At 58.6% G+C, this 17,163-nt stretch carries 21 protein-coding genes; 6 read left to right on the forward strand and 15 right to left on the reverse strand.

The features are described from left to right. Positions 1-34 precede the first annotated feature (34 nt). The 9 genes from ACR0AG_RS11685 to ACR0AG_RS11725 are packed head-to-tail and all read right to left on the reverse strand — an operon-like array spanning position 35 to position 4,572. A complete protein-coding gene (locus ACR0AG_RS11685) occupies positions 35-535 on the reverse strand; it encodes a flagellar basal body-associated protein FliL (RefSeq protein ID WP_480838988.1) in 501 nt (166 codons plus the stop codon). Positions 536-544: 9 nt separating this feature from the next. Then, complete coding sequence (flgH, locus tag ACR0AG_RS11690; protein ID WP_480838990.1) at positions 545-1,276, reverse strand: flagellar basal body L-ring protein FlgH; 732 nt, start codon at positions 1,274-1,276, stop codon at positions 545-547. Beyond that, the gene (gene flgA / locus ACR0AG_RS11695) at positions 1,276-1,689 is read right to left on the reverse strand and encodes a flagellar basal body P-ring formation chaperone FlgA (protein ID WP_480838992.1); all 414 of its coding nucleotides are present in this window, start codon (positions 1,687-1,689) and stop codon (positions 1,276-1,278) included. The genes flgH and flgA overlap by 1 nt, the downstream gene beginning before the upstream one ends. Then, positions 1,689-2,474, reverse strand: a complete 786-nt coding sequence (flgG, locus tag ACR0AG_RS11700; RefSeq protein ID WP_480838994.1) for a flagellar basal-body rod protein FlgG — start codon at positions 2,472-2,474, stop codon at positions 1,689-1,691. Before flgG ends, flgA begins: the two co-directional genes overlap by 1 nt. A gap of 21 nt (positions 2,475-2,495) precedes the next feature. Continuing rightward, the gene (locus ACR0AG_RS11705; RefSeq protein ID WP_480838996.1) at positions 2,496-3,206 is read right to left on the reverse strand and encodes a flagellar hook-basal body complex protein; all 711 of its coding nucleotides are present in this window, start codon (positions 3,204-3,206) and stop codon (positions 2,496-2,498) included. After that, entirely contained in the window at positions 3,206-3,478 is a 273-nt protein-coding gene (locus ACR0AG_RS11710) for a flagellar biosynthetic protein FliQ (RefSeq protein WP_480838998.1), read from the reverse strand. The genes ACR0AG_RS11705 and ACR0AG_RS11710 overlap by 1 nt, the downstream gene beginning before the upstream one ends. Before the next feature lie 3 nt (positions 3,479-3,481). Continuing rightward, complete coding sequence (gene fliE, locus ACR0AG_RS11715) at positions 3,482-3,772, reverse strand: flagellar hook-basal body complex protein FliE (protein WP_480839000.1); 291 nt, start codon at positions 3,770-3,772, stop codon at positions 3,482-3,484. Positions 3,773-3,784: 12 nt separating this feature from the next. After that, a complete protein-coding gene (flgC, locus tag ACR0AG_RS11720) occupies positions 3,785-4,171 on the reverse strand; it encodes a flagellar basal body rod protein FlgC (protein ID WP_480839002.1) in 387 nt (128 codons plus the stop codon). An 11-nt stretch (positions 4,172-4,182) separates the two neighbouring features. Next, on the reverse strand, positions 4,183-4,572 hold the full coding sequence (locus tag ACR0AG_RS11725; RefSeq protein ID WP_480839004.1) for a FlgB family protein: 390 nt from the start codon (positions 4,570-4,572) through the stop codon (positions 4,183-4,185). Between the two features lie 88 nt (positions 4,573-4,660). Here ACR0AG_RS11725 and ACR0AG_RS11730 point away from each other — a divergent pair, with 88 nt between their 5' ends. The 6 genes from ACR0AG_RS11730 (at position 4,661) to ACR0AG_RS11755 (ending at position 11,896) form a co-directional block, all read left to right on the forward strand. Then, positions 4,661-5,998, forward strand: a complete 1,338-nt coding sequence (locus ACR0AG_RS11730) for a FliI/YscN family ATPase (RefSeq protein ID WP_480839006.1) — start codon at positions 4,661-4,663, stop codon at positions 5,996-5,998. An 87-nt stretch (positions 5,999-6,085) separates the two neighbouring features. Next, on the forward strand, positions 6,086-6,916 hold the full coding sequence (locus ACR0AG_RS11735) for a flagellar motor protein MotB (RefSeq protein WP_480839008.1): 831 nt from the start codon (positions 6,086-6,088) through the stop codon (positions 6,914-6,916). A 98-nt stretch (positions 6,917-7,014) separates the two neighbouring features. After that, positions 7,015-8,310, forward strand: a complete 1,296-nt coding sequence (locus tag ACR0AG_RS11740) for a flagellar hook protein FlgE (protein WP_480839010.1) — start codon at positions 7,015-7,017, stop codon at positions 8,308-8,310. Positions 8,311-8,343: 33 nt separating this feature from the next. Beyond that, positions 8,344-9,795 (forward strand): flagellar hook-associated protein FlgK, encoded by a 1,452-nt coding sequence (flgK, locus tag ACR0AG_RS11745; RefSeq protein ID WP_480839012.1) that lies wholly within the window; start codon positions 8,344-8,346, stop codon positions 9,793-9,795. Positions 9,796-9,797: 2 nt separating this feature from the next. Then, positions 9,798-10,802, forward strand: a complete 1,005-nt coding sequence (locus tag ACR0AG_RS11750) for a flagellin (protein ID WP_480839014.1) — start codon at positions 9,798-9,800, stop codon at positions 10,800-10,802. Continuing rightward, entirely contained in the window at positions 10,802-11,896 is a 1,095-nt protein-coding gene (locus tag ACR0AG_RS11755) for a flagellar basal body P-ring protein FlgI (protein ID WP_480839016.1), read from the forward strand. Before ACR0AG_RS11750 ends, ACR0AG_RS11755 begins: the two co-directional genes overlap by 1 nt. A 39-nt stretch (positions 11,897-11,935) precedes the next feature. On the opposite strand, the gene ACR0AG_RS11760 is transcribed toward ACR0AG_RS11755, so the two are convergent. The 6 genes from ACR0AG_RS11760 to ACR0AG_RS11785 form a co-directional block, all read right to left on the reverse strand. Further along, complete coding sequence (locus tag ACR0AG_RS11760) at positions 11,936-12,583, reverse strand: DUF1523 family protein (protein ID WP_480839018.1); 648 nt, start codon at positions 12,581-12,583, stop codon at positions 11,936-11,938. 11 nt (positions 12,584-12,594) lie between these two features. Then, on the reverse strand, positions 12,595-12,861 hold the full coding sequence (locus ACR0AG_RS11765) for a hypothetical protein (RefSeq protein ID WP_480839020.1): 267 nt from the start codon (positions 12,859-12,861) through the stop codon (positions 12,595-12,597). Beyond that, the gene (locus tag ACR0AG_RS11770) at positions 12,862-14,199 is read right to left on the reverse strand and encodes a DUF6638 family protein (protein ID WP_480839022.1); all 1,338 of its coding nucleotides are present in this window, start codon (positions 14,197-14,199) and stop codon (positions 12,862-12,864) included. A 1-nt stretch (position 14,200) separates the two neighbouring features. Next, complete coding sequence (locus tag ACR0AG_RS11775; protein WP_480839024.1) at positions 14,201-14,785, reverse strand: hypothetical protein; 585 nt, start codon at positions 14,783-14,785, stop codon at positions 14,201-14,203. Between the two features lie 146 nt (positions 14,786-14,931). Continuing rightward, a complete protein-coding gene (locus ACR0AG_RS11780) occupies positions 14,932-15,222 on the reverse strand; it encodes a hypothetical protein (RefSeq protein ID WP_480839026.1) in 291 nt (96 codons plus the stop codon). Beyond that, complete coding sequence (locus ACR0AG_RS11785) at positions 15,222-17,153, reverse strand: AAA family ATPase (RefSeq protein WP_480839028.1); 1,932 nt, start codon at positions 17,151-17,153, stop codon at positions 15,222-15,224. The genes ACR0AG_RS11780 and ACR0AG_RS11785 overlap by 1 nt, the downstream gene beginning before the upstream one ends. Positions 17,154-17,163 lie beyond the last annotated feature (10 nt).

Consider the following 17,163-nt stretch of genomic DNA (forward strand, 5'->3'; position numbering starts at 1 on the left):
GGTGCCGGGTTTCAGTATTAGGCTTTCGTTCGGATCAACTGTCCTGACGGTTGACGCTCATGATCAGCACGCGAGAGACATCCTCGCCCAGCTCTTTCTGAGCCACATCCAACAGGGATCTTCTGAGAACCTTCAGATTGCCCGAGGCCGTGAAAGTGCCGTCAAACCCGCCACTATTGGCGTGGTCGAAAAGCACCTGCAGGAACGCATCCCTGAGCTTTGGTTCAACCTCATAGAAAGAATCAGAAAGGCCGGGCTTGGCCTCAAGGCTCAGCGACATGGTGACGAGGGCGGCGATCTCATCATCGGTGACAACAGGAACCACGAACTGTTTGGTCAGCTTCAGATATTCCTGCGCCTTTTCGTCTTTGTCGCCCTTTTTCTTGTCTATCTTCGCCTTGGCCTTGGCCGGTTTTTCAGCTTTGGCTTCTTTTTCGCCCTGCGGCTTGCCTGTCGGCGCCAGGGCAAACCCGGCTCCGACCCCGGCAGCAAGTCCGACGCACAGAAAAACAAGTGGCAAGAGTTTCTTGATCACGTCAGCACCTCAGAACGGTAGGATCGTGTCCAGAACCTGCTGACCATAGCGCGGCTGCTGAACATCTGTGATTTGCCCGCGACCGCCATAAGACACGCGCGCCGAGGCGATCTTGTCATAGGTGATCTCGTTCTGGCGCGAGATATCTTCGGGGCGGACATAGCCCGAAACCAGCAGCTCGCGCAGTTCGAAATTCACGCGCAACTCCTGCGTTCCCGAGATCGACAACACACCGTTGGGCAGGACATCAATAACCGTGGCCGCCACGCGCAAGGTCAGCTTTTCCTTGCGCTTGACCGAGCCCTTGCCCTGGCTGTCCGAGGACGAGTCGATCGAGACCGCCTCATCCAGCGTGGCACCCGTCGGTAGCTGTTCAAGCGCGCGTTGCGGTAGGCCCAAAAGCCCCGGAATTTCAAGATTTTCCGACCCGCTTCGGGATCGCTTGGTGTCGTTGGAAATCTCGGCCTTCTCGTCGATTTCGATCACAACGGTCAGAATATCACCTTTCTTCATCGCCCGTTGATCACCCAGCAGCGAATTCTGACCGCCACTCCAGAGTGACGATTGATCGACTGCGCGTTGCGGCTGCGTATGCAGGGGCAAGCCGGGCCACAGCATCGCAACATGTTCGGGCGACTCGGTGTTGGGTGTCAGGGTGGGCGGTTTGCCAAGATGATCCAGCCGTCCGCAGGCGGACACGAAAAGGACGGACAAAACCAGGGCTTTGAATAGATGGGGCATTACTTAACCTCAATTTGGCCATCAGGGCGGATGGTTCCGGTCACGGTTGTGCGGGACGCCAGGTTCATGACGCGGATACGTTCACCCGCCGCACCCCGGCCCAGCGCCCGACCTTCGGTTGAGATGGACAGCGCGGAATGATCAAAGATCAGCGTGACCAGATCATTGCGACCGACCAGGGCCGGTGGTCCGATGCTGGCCTGCGTGATCGGTCGCCCGGGATAGAGGGCAACGCGGGCTTCCTGCCCGATAATCAGCGCAGGATCCGCCAATGCACCTTCTGCGTCAGTGGCCCGGACCTCTAGATCGCGCGCTTCGATCACCTCTTTGGCACGAATGGTTCGGGTCGGCACAACAATGTCAGCCCAAACTGTGGCGGGAAAAACCAACGATATCAAAAGTGGGATACGCATCACCGCACCTGTGTTGTCGCGCTCATCATCTGATCAACGGCCGAGATCACCTTGGCATTCATCTCGTATCCGCGCTGCGCTTCGATCAGTTCGGTGACCTCGCGCACAGCATCGACCGAGCTGTCCTCAAGATAGCCCTGTCGCAGGGTGCCCAACCCGTCTTCTCCGGGTGCCCCGACAACCGGCGCGCCAGAGGCTTCGGTTTCTTTGAACAGGTTGTTGCCGACGGCCTCTAGCCCCTTTGCATTGGAAAAACTGGCGAGGGTGAATTCACCCAGCAACTGGCCTTCGGGCGCATCGTCAAAATAGGCATAGACTTCGCCATCCGCGTTGATCGAGATGGATCGGGCATCATCTGGAATGGTGATTTCCGGCGCGACGGCAAACCCGTCTGAGGTCACGATCAACCCTTCGGCGGATCGTTTCAGGCTGCCGTCGCGGGTAAAGGCGGACTGACCGTTGGGCAGGGTCACTTCTAGATATCCGCGTCCTTCAATGGCGACATCCAGATCGCTGCCGGTTTCCGATATTGCACCCTGTTGCAGATGCACCGTCACCGCAGCGGGCCTGACACCCAACCCAAGCTGAACGCCCGTCGGCAGAACCGTACCATCCGAGGCATTCACCGATCCCGCGCGGGCCATCTGCTGATAATGCAGATCGGCGAATTCAGCCCGCCGCGCATTGTAGCCCGTGGTATTCATGTTCGCCAGGTTGTTCGAGATCGTCTCGACCCGCAGCTGCTGCGCTGTCATCCCGGTGGCGGCTATTTTGAGTGCTCGCATATCGAATTCTCCTTGTTCAGATCAGCGCATCAGGGCCTTGAGCGCACCACGGACCCGTTCATCCTCGGCCTCCAGAAAGCTCTGGCCCAGCTCATACGCGCGTTGAATTTCAACCATCCGCGTCACCTGCTCGATCGCGTTGACATTCGAACCCTCAAGAAAACGGTGCAGGACGACGGGGTTTTCGACGGGCTGCGCGTCGGCCATGGGTCGAAACCGGGTATTGCCTTCGCGCATCAGATCCTTGGGATTTTCAACCCGGTACACGCCGATCTGACCCAAAAGCTGGCCATCGACGCTCAGCGTGCCGTCGCCGCCCACATCGATGGTTTCCGCATCGGGCGGTACAAAGACGGGCGCACCGTTGCTGTCGAGAACCTGATAACCATCCAGTGTCACCAGATCGCCCTGGGCATTGGGCGAGAAACTACCCGACCGCGTCAGCCGGTTTCCGCCCGGGGTTTCGATCATGAAAAACCCATCGCCCTCAATGGCAAAATCGAACTGCCCGCCGGTTTCGGTCAAAACACCCTGCCCCAGCGCCGTGTTGCGCACTTGCGCCCGGCTCATGGACAGCGACGGATTGCCCGGCGTGTCGCGAATGAATTCGGAAAAGACAAGCCCCTGCTGCCGATACCCGGTCGTGTTTGCGTTGGCGATATTGTTCGCCACCAGCCGCATTTCATTCATCAGGCCGGTTTGGCGGGACAGGGTGACATAGGCGGTATCCATCAGCGACCTCCTGCGATCAAAGGGATGAGTGTTCCGGTGAAAAATGTGACAAGCGTTTGGGTCATGAACCCCATGGAAATCCAGAACACGATGACAATGGCGATCAGCTTGGGCACGAAGGTCAGCGTCATCTCCTGCACCGAGGTCAGGGCCTGAAACAGGCCGACCACCAGGCCCGAGACCAGCGCCACCGCCAGGATCGGGACTGAGGTGATGACCGCAACCCAAAGCGCCTGACGCACGATATCATAGAAGAGACCTTCGCTCAGCATCGCTCAGACCGGCATTCTCAGGATTTCCTGATAGGCCTCGACCACCTTGTTACGCACGATGACAGCGGTTTCGACCGCCAGTTCGGTCTGCGCCAGGGCCTGCACCAAGGCGTGCGGGTCAGCCTGCCCAACCATGGCCGTCTGCGCCATCTGTTCGCTGTGTTTCAGCGTCGCGGCAAAGTCCTGAAAACCTGCGCGCAATCCCGAGGCTGCGCCCTGGTGATCGGGATCAGCCTGCGTGGCGGTGCGGGCGCCGGCATAGTTCTGCGCGGCGGTCAGAGATCGGATATCCATTCTGGTCGTCCTTTATTTGCGAAGTAAATCCATCAGACTCGACGACATCTGCCGGGTCTGGTCGAACATCTTGAGGTTGGCCTCGTAACTGCGTTGCGCCTCGCGGGCGTCCGCGATCTCGATCATCAGATCGACGTTGGAACCGCGATAATGACCGGTGTCATCCGCCATCGGATGGGAGGGGTCGTAAATCCGGCTCAGGTCGCGACGGTCCAGCTTGACCCGCCCGGCCTGCACCATATCGCGGCCATTTTCCTTGATGGTTTCAAAAGGCACTGTCTTGCGTCGATACCCCGGGGTGTCTGCGTTCGAGATATTTTCGGACACATGGCGCAGCCTGCTGGCCTGTGCCCGCAAAGCACTGGCAGACGCGCTAAGGGAATGAGAAAAATCGCTCATCTTCGTCCCCCTTACGCGCGGCCAAGGCTGGTGCGCAGAATGCCGATAGAGGACCGATAGATCGCCAGGGCGCGGTCGTGCTGGCGCTTGACCTCCACCGCTTTGAGCATCTCTTCCTCAAGCGAAACGCCATTGCCATTCGGGTCGCCCGTGGCGTGCGCTTCGAACTCGGGCCAGGGCTGGTCACCCCGGGCAGCGCCATGCAGATGCGACGCCCGCGTGGCGGTCATTTCGGCCTGCGCGCCCGTATTTTCGAATGCTGTTTGAAAGGCCTCGATATCGCGGGGTTTGTATCCCGGCGTATCCGCATTGGCCATGTTGCGCGAGATGACAGCCTGCCTTTGCCCGGCATGGGTTGCCATTGCGTACGCTGTCTTAAAGACGTTCAGATCAGTGAACATCGGGGCTTCTCCCTCGATCAATTTCAATCAAGGCTTAACCCCGATTCCTTTAGAAAGCGTTTTCGAGACACCAGTAGGAGAATCCGCCATGACAGACCTCGACCCTTTATTGCTGAAAGGTGCATTCGACAGGCTTTCGGCCGTGCGCCACATGGGCTTGGTCGCCGGAGTGGCCAACGGTCTGATCAAAATCAGCGGCCTGTGCGGACCGGCGCGAATCGGCGATCAGCTGGTCCTGAAGCGCAAGAACGGCCCTGATTTGGCGGGAGAGGTTCTTCAGGTTGACCGCGATGTCATTCGCATGATTCCGGGCGCCGCCCCGGACGGCGTTAGCATCGGGGATCGCGTTTTCCTGCATCCTGCGCCGGTTTTCGCACCGGGGATGCACTGGCTTGGGCGCGTGGTGGACCCGTTCGGCAAACCGCTGGACGGGAAGCCCCTATTGGACGGACCGCAGACCTGCGACATCATGCAAAACCCGCCCCCCGCGATTGCACGCAAACCCCTGGGCGCGCGGATGGAAACAGGGCTTTCGGTGCTGAACACCATGCTGCCGATCGTACAAGGGCAACGCATCGGCCTGTTTGCCGGATCCGGGGTCGGGAAATCCACATTGCTGGCCAATCTGGCCAAAACCATGCAGGCGGATGCCGTTGTCGTGGCCCTGATTGGCGAACGCGGGCGCGAGGTGAATGAGTTCATCGAAAACACGTTGGGCCCTGACGGGCTGCGCCGCTCGGTCGTTGTCGCGGCCACCTCGGATCAGTCTGCGCTGGCGCGGCGACGCTGTGCCTGGGCCGCCATGACCGTGGCAGAGTTTCTGCGCGATCAGGGGCTGAATGTCCTCTATCTGGCCGACTCGGTCACGCGCTTTGCCGAGGCGCATCGTGAGATTGCGGTTGCCACAGGCGAATCGCCCGCGTTGCGCGGGTATCCCCCATCGGTCACGCCACTGATCGCCAACCTGTGTGAACGCGCGGGCCCCGGAACCGCGGATCAGGGGGACATCACCGCGGTGTTCAGCGTGTTGGTTGCCGGGTCGGATATGGACGAACCCGTGGCCGATATCCTGCGCGGGGTGCTGGATGGGCACATCGTTCTCAGCCGCGAGATTGCCGAGCGCGGGCGCTTTCCGGCGATTGACCTCAGTCGCTCGGTCTCGCGCAGCTTGCCAAATGCCGCGACCGAGGCCGAGAACCTCATGATCGCCGAGGCGCGCAAGCTGGTGGGCAGCTACGAGCAATCCGAAGTCATGATCAAGGCCGGCCTGTACGCGGAAGGGTCCGATCCTGTGCTGGACCAGGCGGTGCGCGTTCACGACGACCTTGATGGATTTTTCGGAAAGGCCGAGCCCGAGGGCATCAAGAACAGCTTTGATCGCTTGTCCCTGATCCTGCGCCGCGCCAGTGCAGGCCTGCCGCGCTAGCCGAAAATCCGTACAGTTTTAGGTGTTAAAGCCCCTTTAAGACCTCGCCTGCTACTCCGTTAGTCGGGTGAACTAAAGGTGGTGGAGATGGGTGCGCAATCCAATGCGGCGCCAATCATCATCAAGAAGAAACGTGTATCTGGTGGCGATGGTCACCACGGCGGCGCGTGGAAAGTGGCGTATGCCGACTTTGTCACGGCCATGATGGCGTTCTTCATGTTGATGTGGCTGCTGAATGCAACGACCGAAAAGCAACGCAAAGGGCTGGCGGATTATTTCTCGCCGACAATACCTGTCAATCCGGTGTCGGGCGGTGGGGATGGGGCGTTTGGCGGCGACAACATGTTTTCGGAAAAAACCATGGTGATGAACGGATCGGGTGCCAGCCGCCGCTCTCCGACCGAAGCCAAGCAGGCGCGCGGCTCGACCGGTGTGGATGCCGATGGTGGCGAAGCGCAGGACTTTTCCACGCTGCAGGCCCATCTTTTGGGCCGGACGGGTGAGAGCATGGTGTCGGAAAAGATGCTCCAGCACATTGTCACGCGGGTCACCGACAAGGGTCTGGTGGTTGAGCTGTTCGATACCGATACACAGCCCTTGTTCGAATCGCAGACCAACAAGCCCACTCCGATGATGCGGGCGCTGGTGCTGCTTGTTGCACGCTCCTCGGATGTTGTGACCAACGCCATCGCAGTCGAAGGTCACGTCGCGGCATCGCCCGTGGTTCTTGCCCGCAACCCAAGCTGGGATTTGTCGACCTCACGCGCGCAAGCTGTGCGTCAGATGCTGCAAAACAAGGGGGTTGAGGCTTTGAGGCTGGACCGCGTGGTTGGTCATGCCGACCGGGAACTGACGGCAGAAAATCCAATGTCCGCACGCAACAATCGCATCGAGATTGTGTTCCTACGCACGCCCTAAATCGAAAAGGATAGGTTGGATTTTACCTGTTAGCGCGCTGTTAAGGCCCGGCGCGTTAGCTGTTGCCTCAACGACTGACGCAACAAAAGGGCGCGCCGATGACCATTTCCTCGTCTCTGAATGCCGGTGTGGCTGCACTGAAGGCGAACGCCAACAGGCTGGCCACCATTTCCGACAATATCGCGAATTCTTCGACATTCGGGTACAAGCGGGTTGAAACCGATTTTCATTCCATGGTCACGTCCGGCCAGGGTGGCAGCTATTCGGCGGGTGGTGTCAGAACCACTAGTCAGCGGCTCATCGATCAGCGCGGCTCGCTGGTGACAACGAACAATTCGACAGATCTGGCCGTGCGTGGGCGGGGCATGTTGCCGGTACGCTCCAGCTCACAAATCGGGTCGACATCGAATGAGATGCTGCTGACCACCACCGGATCGTTCCGCACTAACGATCAGGGCTATCTGGTCACCGAATCCGGTCTTGTTCTGCTGGGGTGGCCCGCCAACGCAGATGGCACGATCCCCAGTGTGCCGCGTGACACACCCGCCGCATTGGAACCGGTCCAGCTCAGCGTGAATAAGCTTTCAGGATCGCCCACAACCGAAATGAACCTGCGCATGAACCTGCCGGCCACCGCCACGGATGCAGGCGCACCGGGCGATTCACAGCCCTTGTCGGTCGAGTATTTCGATAACCTCGGGAAATCCGAAGAAGTGGATATCGAACTGGTCCCGACCGTACCTGCCACTGGCTCAAGCAACGAATGGACTTTGGTCTTGCGGGACTCGGCCTCGGGCGGGGCGGTGATTGGCGAATACACATTGACCTTCACCGACAGCCGGACTGCGGGGGGAACGCTGGCAAGTGTCACCCCGGTTTCAGGCGGGGCTTATGATCCGGTCACGGGGAGTTTTGTGGTCAATGTCGCTGGCGGCCCGCTTGAGGTGAATATCGGGCAGATCGGCGATTCCGACGGCATTACTCAGCTATCTGATACGTTTGCGCCCGTTTCCATCACGCGCGACGGATCGGCGGTTGGTACGATGACCAGCGTTCAGGTCGACGAAAAAGGCTATGTCTACGCCTTTTATGACACCGGCGTCAGCCGCCTGATGTACCAAGTGCCACTGGCTGATGTACCCAATCCAAACGGGCTGACCGCATTGGACAGCCAGACCTATGCGCCATCACGCGAAAGCGGCACGTTTTTCCTGTGGGATGCAGGTGAAGGGCCAACCGGCGACCTGATTTCTTTTGCCCGAGAAGAATCGACAACAGATGTCGCGACCGAGCTCACATCGATGATCCAGACCCAGCGCGCCTATTCCTCAAGCGCCAAGGTGATCCAGACGGTGGACGAGATGTTGCAGGAAACCACCAACATCAAACGCTGACACAACAGCTGAGGACCTGAAAGGAGATCAGCGATGAACATGTCGACAGCCCTGAATAACGCAATCGGGGGTCTGGGTGCGGCCAGCCGCGGGGCGGCAGTGGTATCCAAAAACATAGCCAACGTGCTGACCCCGGGCTATGCCAGACGGTCGCTGGAGCTGACCACAAACGTGATTTCGGGTCATGGCGTGCGCGTTGTTGGTGTCACCCGGCACCAGGACCCGGTTCTGGTTGCCAACCGTCGTGCCACAGATGCGGATTTGGCAGCTGCATCAACGACCTCGCAATTCCACACAAAATTCGAGGCATTGGTGGGGACGGGCGATGATCCAAGCTCGATCGCCGCGCGTCTTTCTCAATTCGAAAGCAGCTTGATCACCGCGGCCAGCCTACCGGATTCTATTGAACGGCTGGATCAGGCCACGCGCGCGGCCAAGGATCTGGCGACGTCGCTGAATACAGCGTCGGAAGGATTGCGGCAGCTTCGGTCCGATTCGGATCGGTCAATCGGCCGGCTGGTGGGCTCGTTGAACCAAACGCTGGCAGATATCGAAGCGGTGAACACCAAGATACCCTCGGTCCAGAATTCCGGCGGCGACATCGGCGCGTTGATGGATCAACGACAAGTGTTGATCGACCAACTCAACCAAATTGTGCCGGTCAACGTCATCGCCCGCGACAACAATCAGGTCTCGATCTATTCGGACGGTGGTCTGATCATGCTCGAAGACACGGCGGCCGAGTTTTCGTTTGACACCACGGGTGATACGAAACCGCATATGACGGTTGCCAACGGGCTGTTGTCTGGTCTGACCATGAACGGCAACCCTGTCCGGGTCAGCGGCGATTTCGCGCAGATACGCGGTGGTGAGCTGGCCGCGCAATTCGAAATTCGCGACGACCTGTCCCTATCTGCGCAGGCAGAGCTGGATACGGTCGCAGCGGACCTGATCGAACGGTTCGAAACGCCGGGATTGGACCCAACGGCCTTGCCCACGGATCCCGGCGTGTTCACCGATGATGGCAATCGCTTTGACCCCACGACCCGCGTCGGGGTTGCGTCTCGGATAGAACTTAATGGCATCGCTGACCCATCAGCGGGGGGCAACAGTTGGACCTTCCGGACCGGTCTGGGCGCTCTGGCATCGGGCGACCCTGGCGACGCAACGCAATTGCAGGCCTTTGGGGCCATTCTGGAACAGGCCCGACCGATCAGCGGCGCAAGCCTGGGCGCGGGCAACATGCGCGCCTCCGAACTGTTTGAGGCGCTCGCGTCGCGTGCCGGTTCAAACGCCCATGTGGCCGAGACAAGACAGGCTTTCGCTGCCAGTTCTCAGATCGAGATGGAGCGCATCCTCGCCGAAGACGGCGTCGACAGCGATGCTGAACTACAGCGCATGATCCAGATCGAACAGGCCTATGCCGCGAATGCTCGGATCATCTCGGTCGTGGACGAACTTATGGACACTTTGCTGAGGCTTTAAGAATGACCTTGAACTCAATCGGCGATCTTGCCCGCGGTCTGACGCTCAGAACCCGCAGCACGGAAATCAAAACCCAGATCGAAGGCCTCTCCTATGAAATGTCGACCGGCAAAGTTCGCGACGTCGCCGATCATTTGCACGGGGACTATTCCCATTTGCTGGGGCTGGAACACAATCTGGAACGTCTGGACGCGTTCAGGACCGCAACGGCAGAGGCAAAACTGTTCGCCGATGCCATGCAGCTGAGTCTAGAGACGTTTTCCGATTCGGTTTCCGATGTGTCCGGATCGCTATTGGCCTTTGGCACAGCCAATCAAACCGTGACCCATGATCAGGCATCGGTGCGCGCCCGGAATGAGCTGGATACAATGGTGTCCGCCCTGAACACCCGAGCGGGGGGGCGCAGCCTGTTTGGTGGCACAGCCACAGATGTCAGCCCGCTGGCTTCGGCGGACACCTTGCTGGGCGCGCTCCGTACCGAAGTGGCGGGTTTGCCAACCATTTCCGATATTCGTCAGGCCGCCGAGGATTGGTTCAATGATCCCGCGGGATTTGATGCGGCGATCTACAATGGCTCTGCCAATGCTCTCGCACCAATGCAAATTTCGGAAAACGAACGCGTCGACATGTCGATCTCGGCAATTGATCCGGCATTGAAGGCCGCGATGCGGGACGTTGCGCTGGCCGCATTGGCATCGGACCCGGCATTGAACATTCCAGAAAATCAACGCAGCGGCCTGTTCAAAGAGCTGGGCGTTGCCCTGGCCAATAGCGACAATGAAACCGTCAAACTGCGGGCCCAAGTCGGAACTGCCGAGGCCCGTATCGCACAGGCCGAGACACGCAATGCAGCCGCACGCACAACATCAGAATACGCCCGCAACACGTTGATTGCCGCCGATCCTTACGAAACTGCCGCGCAGCTGCAGACCGTGCAGTTCCAATTGGAAAGCCTCTACTCGGTAACCGTTCGAAACGCTGGCCTGTCTTTGGTGAACTTCCTGTGATGAAAATTCTGATCTTTGTATTTGCGCTGCTGCCAGGTTTGGCATTCGCCGGGACAATCCGGTTGAAGGACCTCGTGGATTTTGACGGCGTGCGCGGCAATGACCTTGTCGGATACGGTCTTGTTGTTGGCCTGAATGGCACCGGTGACGGCCTGCGCAACTCACCTTTTACTGAAGAGATCATGTCCAACATCCTCGAACGTCTGGGCGTGAACGTTAATGGAGAGGATTTTCGCCCCAAAAACGTCGCTGCCGTTCTGGTCACGGCGGCACTGCCACCCTTTTCAAGGGTCGGCAGTCAGATCGATGTCACCGTGTCTGCGATCGGCGACAGCAAAAGCCTTTTGGGAGGCACTCTGGTGATGACGCCGCTGAACGCGGCTGATGGTCAGATATATGCCGTCGCACAAGGCACGGTGCTGGCAGGCGGCGCTGTGGCCGAGGGCGAGGCAGCAACGGTGGTGCGCGGCGTTCCAACCTCGGGCGTGATCCCCTCGGGCGCGCGAGTGGAGCGAGAGATCGATTTCGACCTGTCCGCCCTGACCCAACTGCGATTGGCCTTACGCGAGCCTGATTTTACAACGGCCGGTCGTATTGAGGTGGCCATAAATACCGAATTCAACCGCGCCGTCGCGATCATGCGCGATTCAGGGACGGTTGAACTCAACATTGCCGCGACTCAAGCTATTTCGACCGCTCACGCCATCGGACGCATTGAAAACATTCTGGTCGAGCCCGAAAGCAAAGCCAGGGTGGTCGTCGATCAACGCTCTGGCACCATCGTCATGGGGCAGGATGTCCGCATTTCGCGCGTCGCCGTTTCGCAGGGCAACCTGACCCTGACGGTTGAAGAAGCGCCGGTAGCCGTTCAACCAAATCCCTTTGCCCGGGGTGAGACGGTCGTCGTTCCCCGCACATTTGCTGGCATCGAGGAAGAGGAAGGGACCGGCCTAGCCGAAATCCCCGAAGCGACCACATTGTCCGAAGTGGTCGCCGGTTTGAACGCGCTGGGCGTTTCACCCCGCGACATGATCGACATCCTGAAGACGATCAAAGCGGCGGGCGCCCTTCATGCGGAGTTTGTGGTCAGGTAAGGGGTCAGGACCAAAAAAGACTGACCCTTAACCGCCTTCTTATTTGGATTTCCAGCTATCCAGCCAACGCCGAAAACGGCCACGGCGCTCTTCGATCGCGTCGCCGGCGGCATAAAACCCGTCCTCGACATTTTCGAGCATCGGGTCAATCCGCTTTTTCCGGAACCTGCGCCACCGGACCCAGATCGCCCAGACGATGGCAAAGAATACCGTCAGGAAAATGATGTTGAACCAGGGGATCAGACGCACATCCGGGCTGTCGACCGCGCGTACCGACACCACGTTGGGGAAGATCGACATCAGCTGATTGCGCCAGCCATAATGGCGCAGCACCACCCATTGAGGATCCGCCTCAGTCGACACGAGGTTGGTCAGCTCTGCCTGAAGGTTCGAACTGTCGAGCTTGAAATAGGGCGGCCAGCCCCAACCGGTGTCTTCGTTGCGATAAACGCGCGGTTTTCCATTTGGGCGGAAGGTTTCGACAAAGCGCACATCGCGGTTGACGGTAAGCGCGCCCTCTTGCCCGGTATCCTGCTGCGCCCAGAAAATCGAGTTCTCACCGAAATCGACCCGCCGAACCTCGGTCTTGACGACCCGAACGACATCCTGTTGCGGCAGGGTGTACTCCAACACCGCGGCCACCAGACCCCAGAACAAAATGATGAACGACCATTTTACATAGACCATCTATCCGGCCCTCATTTGAAATTTGTAATGTAGATCAGCACGGCGATTGCCCCCAGCGGAATGACATAGACGCCCAACAGCAACTTCTTGCGAAACGAACTGTCGTATTGCCGCATCCCGCGCTGTAGAAAAGCGTCTCGATCGCCATTCAGACCTTTCTTTTCCCAATGCGCGATGAGTTTGCGCCGCCGGACCAGACGGGAATAGATCGAAAGCGCAACATAGATCACGGTCAATACGACCAACAGCGGGATCAGAAAACGGATTGCAACGATCATCTAACGCCTCCCGACTGCGCCCCATGGACCGACCCGCGCAACCATTGCGTCGCTGATGCGATCCTCACCACTCATATCCGGTTCCCGCCCAAACAGCGCCGCACGGGCACCGGCCTTGTCCACCTGATACTCGCGCGCAAGGAAGTCGGCAACATAGGCCTTTTTGCTTTCAGGCCAGCGCGCATAGGTGCTGTAGAACAGCTCCTTGTGGCAGATGAACATCTGACGCGGGTCCAGCGGGGCAAGCTCGGCCAGCAGCATGTTGACCAGATCGCGATTGGGCGTATCCGCCGCGCGCAAAGTATAGAAATAGGCCGGGTGATCCGAGGTGATCCGCGGCCAGGACCCGCCATCCGTCGCCCAACGCAGCAATTCGGACAGCCCATGATATGCATCGGACAGCCGGTCGGCGTGGTTTCGCGCCAGCCGCCGCATGTCCCCCCGGTCGAGCCCGGTCAGATCCACCCCCGCATCTGCCGCAGCGGCAACGGTCAGGAAATCCATCTTCTGTTGCAGGATGGCGACCGAGTCCACGCCCCGTGCCTCGACAATGGTTTCAACCAGCCCGTTCAGCCCCAGGAATTTGGCGATGCGATTGCGCTGCTTCAGGTCGAACACATATTCAAAGGGCAGATCCTCGGGCCGGTCCCCAACACAAATCACCGCCGGATGGTCGACATCGGGAAACAGGTACAACCCACCAAAATGCGCCGTCCAGAAATTGCGGTGATCGAAGACGGTATGCTGCAAACGCACCGGGTTGCGCGTCACATCGCCCGTGTCCCGGGCCGTCTCGATCATCTGCGCGATCAGCACGTCATCGAACCAGGCATCCTCTTCGGTTTTGAACCGCTCGACCATACCAGCCAATTGCGTGGCCTTGCGCAGCGTTCCGCCTGCAGTGTCGGCCTCAATCTCGATCTTGCGCAGGTTCAGCAGATCGCGCGGCGTTGTGAGTTTGAAGACCGAATTCACCAGCTCTCCGGCCACCGCATCCGTGGCGGTCAGGGCAAACAACTGCGCCTCATTCATCTCGATGAATTCCCGCAGAATATCGCGCGAGGTCGAGAATTTCACGTTCAGCAGGGGTGCGCGTTTCTGCTCGGTCGTCAGCAGGATGAACTGCCGGTTGACCCCATTGGGATTGAGGTAGAGCGGGTCGTCCAGTTCCTGCCCGATCTCAGGCGAATAGCCCGAGATATCGACATGGAAATCCGCCAATCCCGTGGTTTTGCCCGCCAGATGCTGCAACGCGCGGTTATACCGCTCGACCAAGGCCGGGCTGGAGATGTGGACGAGATTGCCAAACATCAGGCCTTTTTCGATGAGGCGGATCATTTTATAAATCCATGTCCTGAGCCTGTTCTAAGTCGGACTTTAGGCGATCCCACTCAGTCTTTAGTATTGTCTGCGAAATTTTGTCAAACTGCCTCAGTTTGCTGGCTTTCTCCTTCGTTTGACCTTTACGGTTTTTCTCCAAAATTTCGGTAAAGCACTCCTTCAGCTCTTTAGTTTCATCTTCGTTGGGATTTAACATAAGGAAAATTCGACGGAACTTTATTAGCACCTCCCTATGGTTGATCGTTTTGGCATCCGAAAGTGACAGCTCTGCTTGAAGTTCGACGATTTCGTCTCTTAGTTCTTCAATCCACTTAAGTCTAAACTCTGACATCTGCAGGCTGGCCTGAATTCTCCGGCTGTATCTCTCGCGCTCCTCGGCTGATTTGTTCGAAATTCTTGTCGAAAGGATAGCAAGACTGGAAACCAAAAACACTGTACCTAAAGACAAAAGTGTACCGCTGTAAGTAGACACCAGCAATTCGATGCGAGTTAAAATAGACCCTTCAAATGCGGAAAGCGAAAGCAGCAAAACTGGGAGTAGTGCGGCAACCGCCAAGAGAAAGAAAAACGTACCAAGTATCACTTACCCTTTGCCCTCCAGATTCAGCCGTTTGGACTCTTCTAACCGACCTATCTCGCGCACCGCGTTCTCAATAGCGGCCACGCCGCTCTTGTCAGGGTAGAGAAATCCGTTGACGGTCTGGTTGTTCGTTCGCTGCGACACGTTTCTTATCCCCATCTCTTAAACCGACCAACAACCACAACCGCCAACACCAGCAACGGCAACGCAAATGCCCGCGCGGTGATCTGCAGGTTGAACCCGATGTAAGATACCATACTGCCTTCGAACAGGATCAGGGACTCCTCCCAAGAGGTGCCCTCAAACCCGCTGCCTGCGTTCACACCGAACTGGGTGAGAAACAGTACCGCCACCGCGCCCAAAAAGCCGAACACGCCCCAGCGCAGAGGTAGGATCAGGCCCAATACAAGCGCAATGCCAGTAATCGCGTAGACGAGCATTATCCCTTGCCCTCCAGATACCGCCGCTTGGCCTCTTCCATCCGGCCCATCTCGCGGACGGCGTTTTCGATGGCGACCTCGTCGCTCTTGTCGGCATAGCGGAACTCGCTGTCGGCGTAGCGGTTGATCTCTTGCATCACCATTTCCACCGTGATCGGCTGGCGCAGGTCCTCGATCATCGCCTTCTTGGTGTCGTAGTCGCGGAACAGGAACAGGTCGGGGTTCTCCATCCATTCGTCGGGCAGTTCGAAATCCATCGCGCGGACCTTGACCGCGTCGGTGATGTTCTTGATCGCGCGGCCGGTGAAACGCTCATCCGCCTGTTGGATCGCCTTGAGGTAAGTGCCCAGCTTGGCAATCGTATCCATATGGCCGATCTCACCCGAGACCCGGTCATAGACCTGCAACAACGCGTCCTCATGCGGGCGGGCGTGGCTTTCGAAACTGGCCGCGACGGCCTTTTTGATCTCCTGCGCGGCGTAGGCTTCGTGTTCGCCCAGCGGAATGTCGTGGTTGCGGCCCATCAGCAGGTGCAGGATGTCGATATAATCCTCGCGCGTTTGCGGCCCGTCCACAAGGAACCGCGCGCCCGCCCGCTGGCGTAGGGCGTCGTCCACATTCTCGGGGTAGTTCGAGAACATGCCGAAGGTGCAGTTGCCGCGCACAACGGTGTTGGCGCCCGCAAAGCTCTCCATCAGCACAGCTGTTATCTCAAGCTGCCCGGCTGACGACTGCCGGTCGCCACGTTTACCCGCCAGTTGGTCGATATCGTCGATGGTGCCAAAGCCGATGACCGAGGGATCAATGATCGTGTTGATAAAGGCCTTGGCGTTTTGGCCGGACTTGCCCTGATAGCTGTCGATATTGTCGGTGCTCAGGTTCTGATAGCGAAACGGATAGCCCGCGTTCTGGCAATAATCGTTGATCAGCCCGGCCATCATCTGGATCAGGGTCGTCTTGCCGGTCCCCGGTTTACCGTCGCCCATGAAGGTAAAGATAAACCCGCCAAGCTCGGCAAACGGGTTCAGGCGGCGGTCGAAATCGTAGGCCATCACCATCTTGGCCAGCTTCATGGCCTGATACTTGGCGATATGGTTGCCGACCACCTCATTCGGCTTTTTGAACGTCATGGTCAGGGTGGTCGACTTGGCCTTGGAGGTCGGTTCAAACCCCCGGATGGTCAGATCATCGGCCTCAATATGCCAGGCAGCGTTCTGGAACGGGGCCAGATGGCCCGCCGATTGGGCGCGCAGCGCAGCCTTGTCCATCAACTGCTCGGCATAGGCACCGACCGCCGCTATCAAATGCGCATCGTCGGGCGCGTGTTTGGCCAGCGACTGGTCCAACTCCCACAGCGCGCCGTGCAGAGCCAACTGGCCATTGTCGGTCAGAACTTCTTCTATCTCACCGATATCCACGGTGGTTTCACCCAAATGCGAAGACATCAGATAGGCCAGCGCATTGCCAAGCACATGCAAGGTGATCAGCGCCTCCGCCGTCAGCAGGTCAGAGAACTCTGACTTGCGCGCGACGGGCAAATCGCCGGCCAGATTGGCGCGCTTGAGATCTGCCAAAGGGGTCTGTTCCGCATAAGCCTCGGCCACAGCCAACGCAATCGCAATCGCCCGGCGAATGCCTTGCTGCGTGGTCGCCTGAGGCGGAGAGACCAGCGTGTCGCCATCATCCGATGCCTCAATCCGCTCAACCAGATGCACCCCGTCCGCCCGCGCCGTGCGCCGGGTCACCAAACCAGGCGTGGTTGACCGGAACCGCCGCCCGGATGACACACCAGGAGACCGTTCAACCGCAGCCTCAACCGCCTTGGCAATCCGCGGCGCATGTTCAAACCCGTTCAACAAAGCTGTCGCCGCCGGATAATGTTTGCGAATATCCGCCTCGCGCAATTCCATCTGATCTGACGTCAAACTCATCTCAAAAACC

Source organism: Ruegeria sp. H6 (assembly GCF_056532975.1).

Excerpts from the sequence above, each read along its gene's own strand:
- flgH (WP_480838990.1), bottom strand. The coding sequence starts at position 1,276 with ATGCCCCATCTATTCAAAGCCCTGGTTTTGTCCGTCCTTTTCGTGTCC.
- flgA (WP_480838992.1), bottom strand. The coding sequence starts at position 1,689 with ATGCGTATCCCACTTTTGATATCGTTGGTTTTTCCCGCCACAGTTTGG.
- flgG (WP_480838994.1), bottom strand. The coding sequence starts at position 2,474 with ATGCGAGCACTCAAAATAGCCGCCACCGGGATGACAGCGCAGCAGCTG.
- ACR0AG_RS11705 (WP_480838996.1), bottom strand. The coding sequence starts at position 3,206 with ATGGATACCGCCTATGTCACCCTGTCCCGCCAAACCGGCCTGATGAAT.
- ACR0AG_RS11710 (WP_480838998.1), bottom strand. The coding sequence starts at position 3,478 with ATGCTGAGCGAAGGTCTCTTCTATGATATCGTGCGTCAGGCGCTTTGG.
- fliE (WP_480839000.1), bottom strand. The coding sequence starts at position 3,772 with ATGGATATCCGATCTCTGACCGCCGCGCAGAACTATGCCGGCGCCCGC.
- flgC (WP_480839002.1), bottom strand. The coding sequence starts at position 4,171 with ATGAGCGATTTTTCTCATTCCCTTAGCGCGTCTGCCAGTGCTTTGCGG.
- ACR0AG_RS11725 (WP_480839004.1), bottom strand. The coding sequence starts at position 4,572 with ATGTTCACTGATCTGAACGTCTTTAAGACAGCGTACGCAATGGCAACC.
- ACR0AG_RS11730 (WP_480839006.1), top strand. The coding sequence starts at position 4,661 with ATGACAGACCTCGACCCTTTATTGCTGAAAGGTGCATTCGACAGGCTT.
- ACR0AG_RS11735 (WP_480839008.1), top strand. The coding sequence starts at position 6,086 with ATGGGTGCGCAATCCAATGCGGCGCCAATCATCATCAAGAAGAAACGT.
- ACR0AG_RS11740 (WP_480839010.1), top strand. The coding sequence starts at position 7,015 with ATGACCATTTCCTCGTCTCTGAATGCCGGTGTGGCTGCACTGAAGGCG.
- flgK (WP_480839012.1), top strand. The coding sequence starts at position 8,344 with ATGAACATGTCGACAGCCCTGAATAACGCAATCGGGGGTCTGGGTGCG.
- ACR0AG_RS11750 (WP_480839014.1), top strand. The coding sequence starts at position 9,798 with ATGACCTTGAACTCAATCGGCGATCTTGCCCGCGGTCTGACGCTCAGA.
- ACR0AG_RS11755 (WP_480839016.1), top strand. The coding sequence starts at position 10,802 with ATGAAAATTCTGATCTTTGTATTTGCGCTGCTGCCAGGTTTGGCATTC.
- ACR0AG_RS11760 (WP_480839018.1), bottom strand. The coding sequence starts at position 12,583 with ATGGTCTATGTAAAATGGTCGTTCATCATTTTGTTCTGGGGTCTGGTG.
- ACR0AG_RS11765 (WP_480839020.1), bottom strand. The coding sequence starts at position 12,861 with ATGATCGTTGCAATCCGTTTTCTGATCCCGCTGTTGGTCGTATTGACC.
- ACR0AG_RS11770 (WP_480839022.1), bottom strand. The coding sequence starts at position 14,199 with ATGATCCGCCTCATCGAAAAAGGCCTGATGTTTGGCAATCTCGTCCAC.
- ACR0AG_RS11780 (WP_480839026.1), bottom strand. The coding sequence starts at position 15,222 with ATGCTCGTCTACGCGATTACTGGCATTGCGCTTGTATTGGGCCTGATC.
- ACR0AG_RS11785 (WP_480839028.1), bottom strand. The coding sequence starts at position 17,153 with ATGAGTTTGACGTCAGATCAGATGGAATTGCGCGAGGCGGATATTCGC.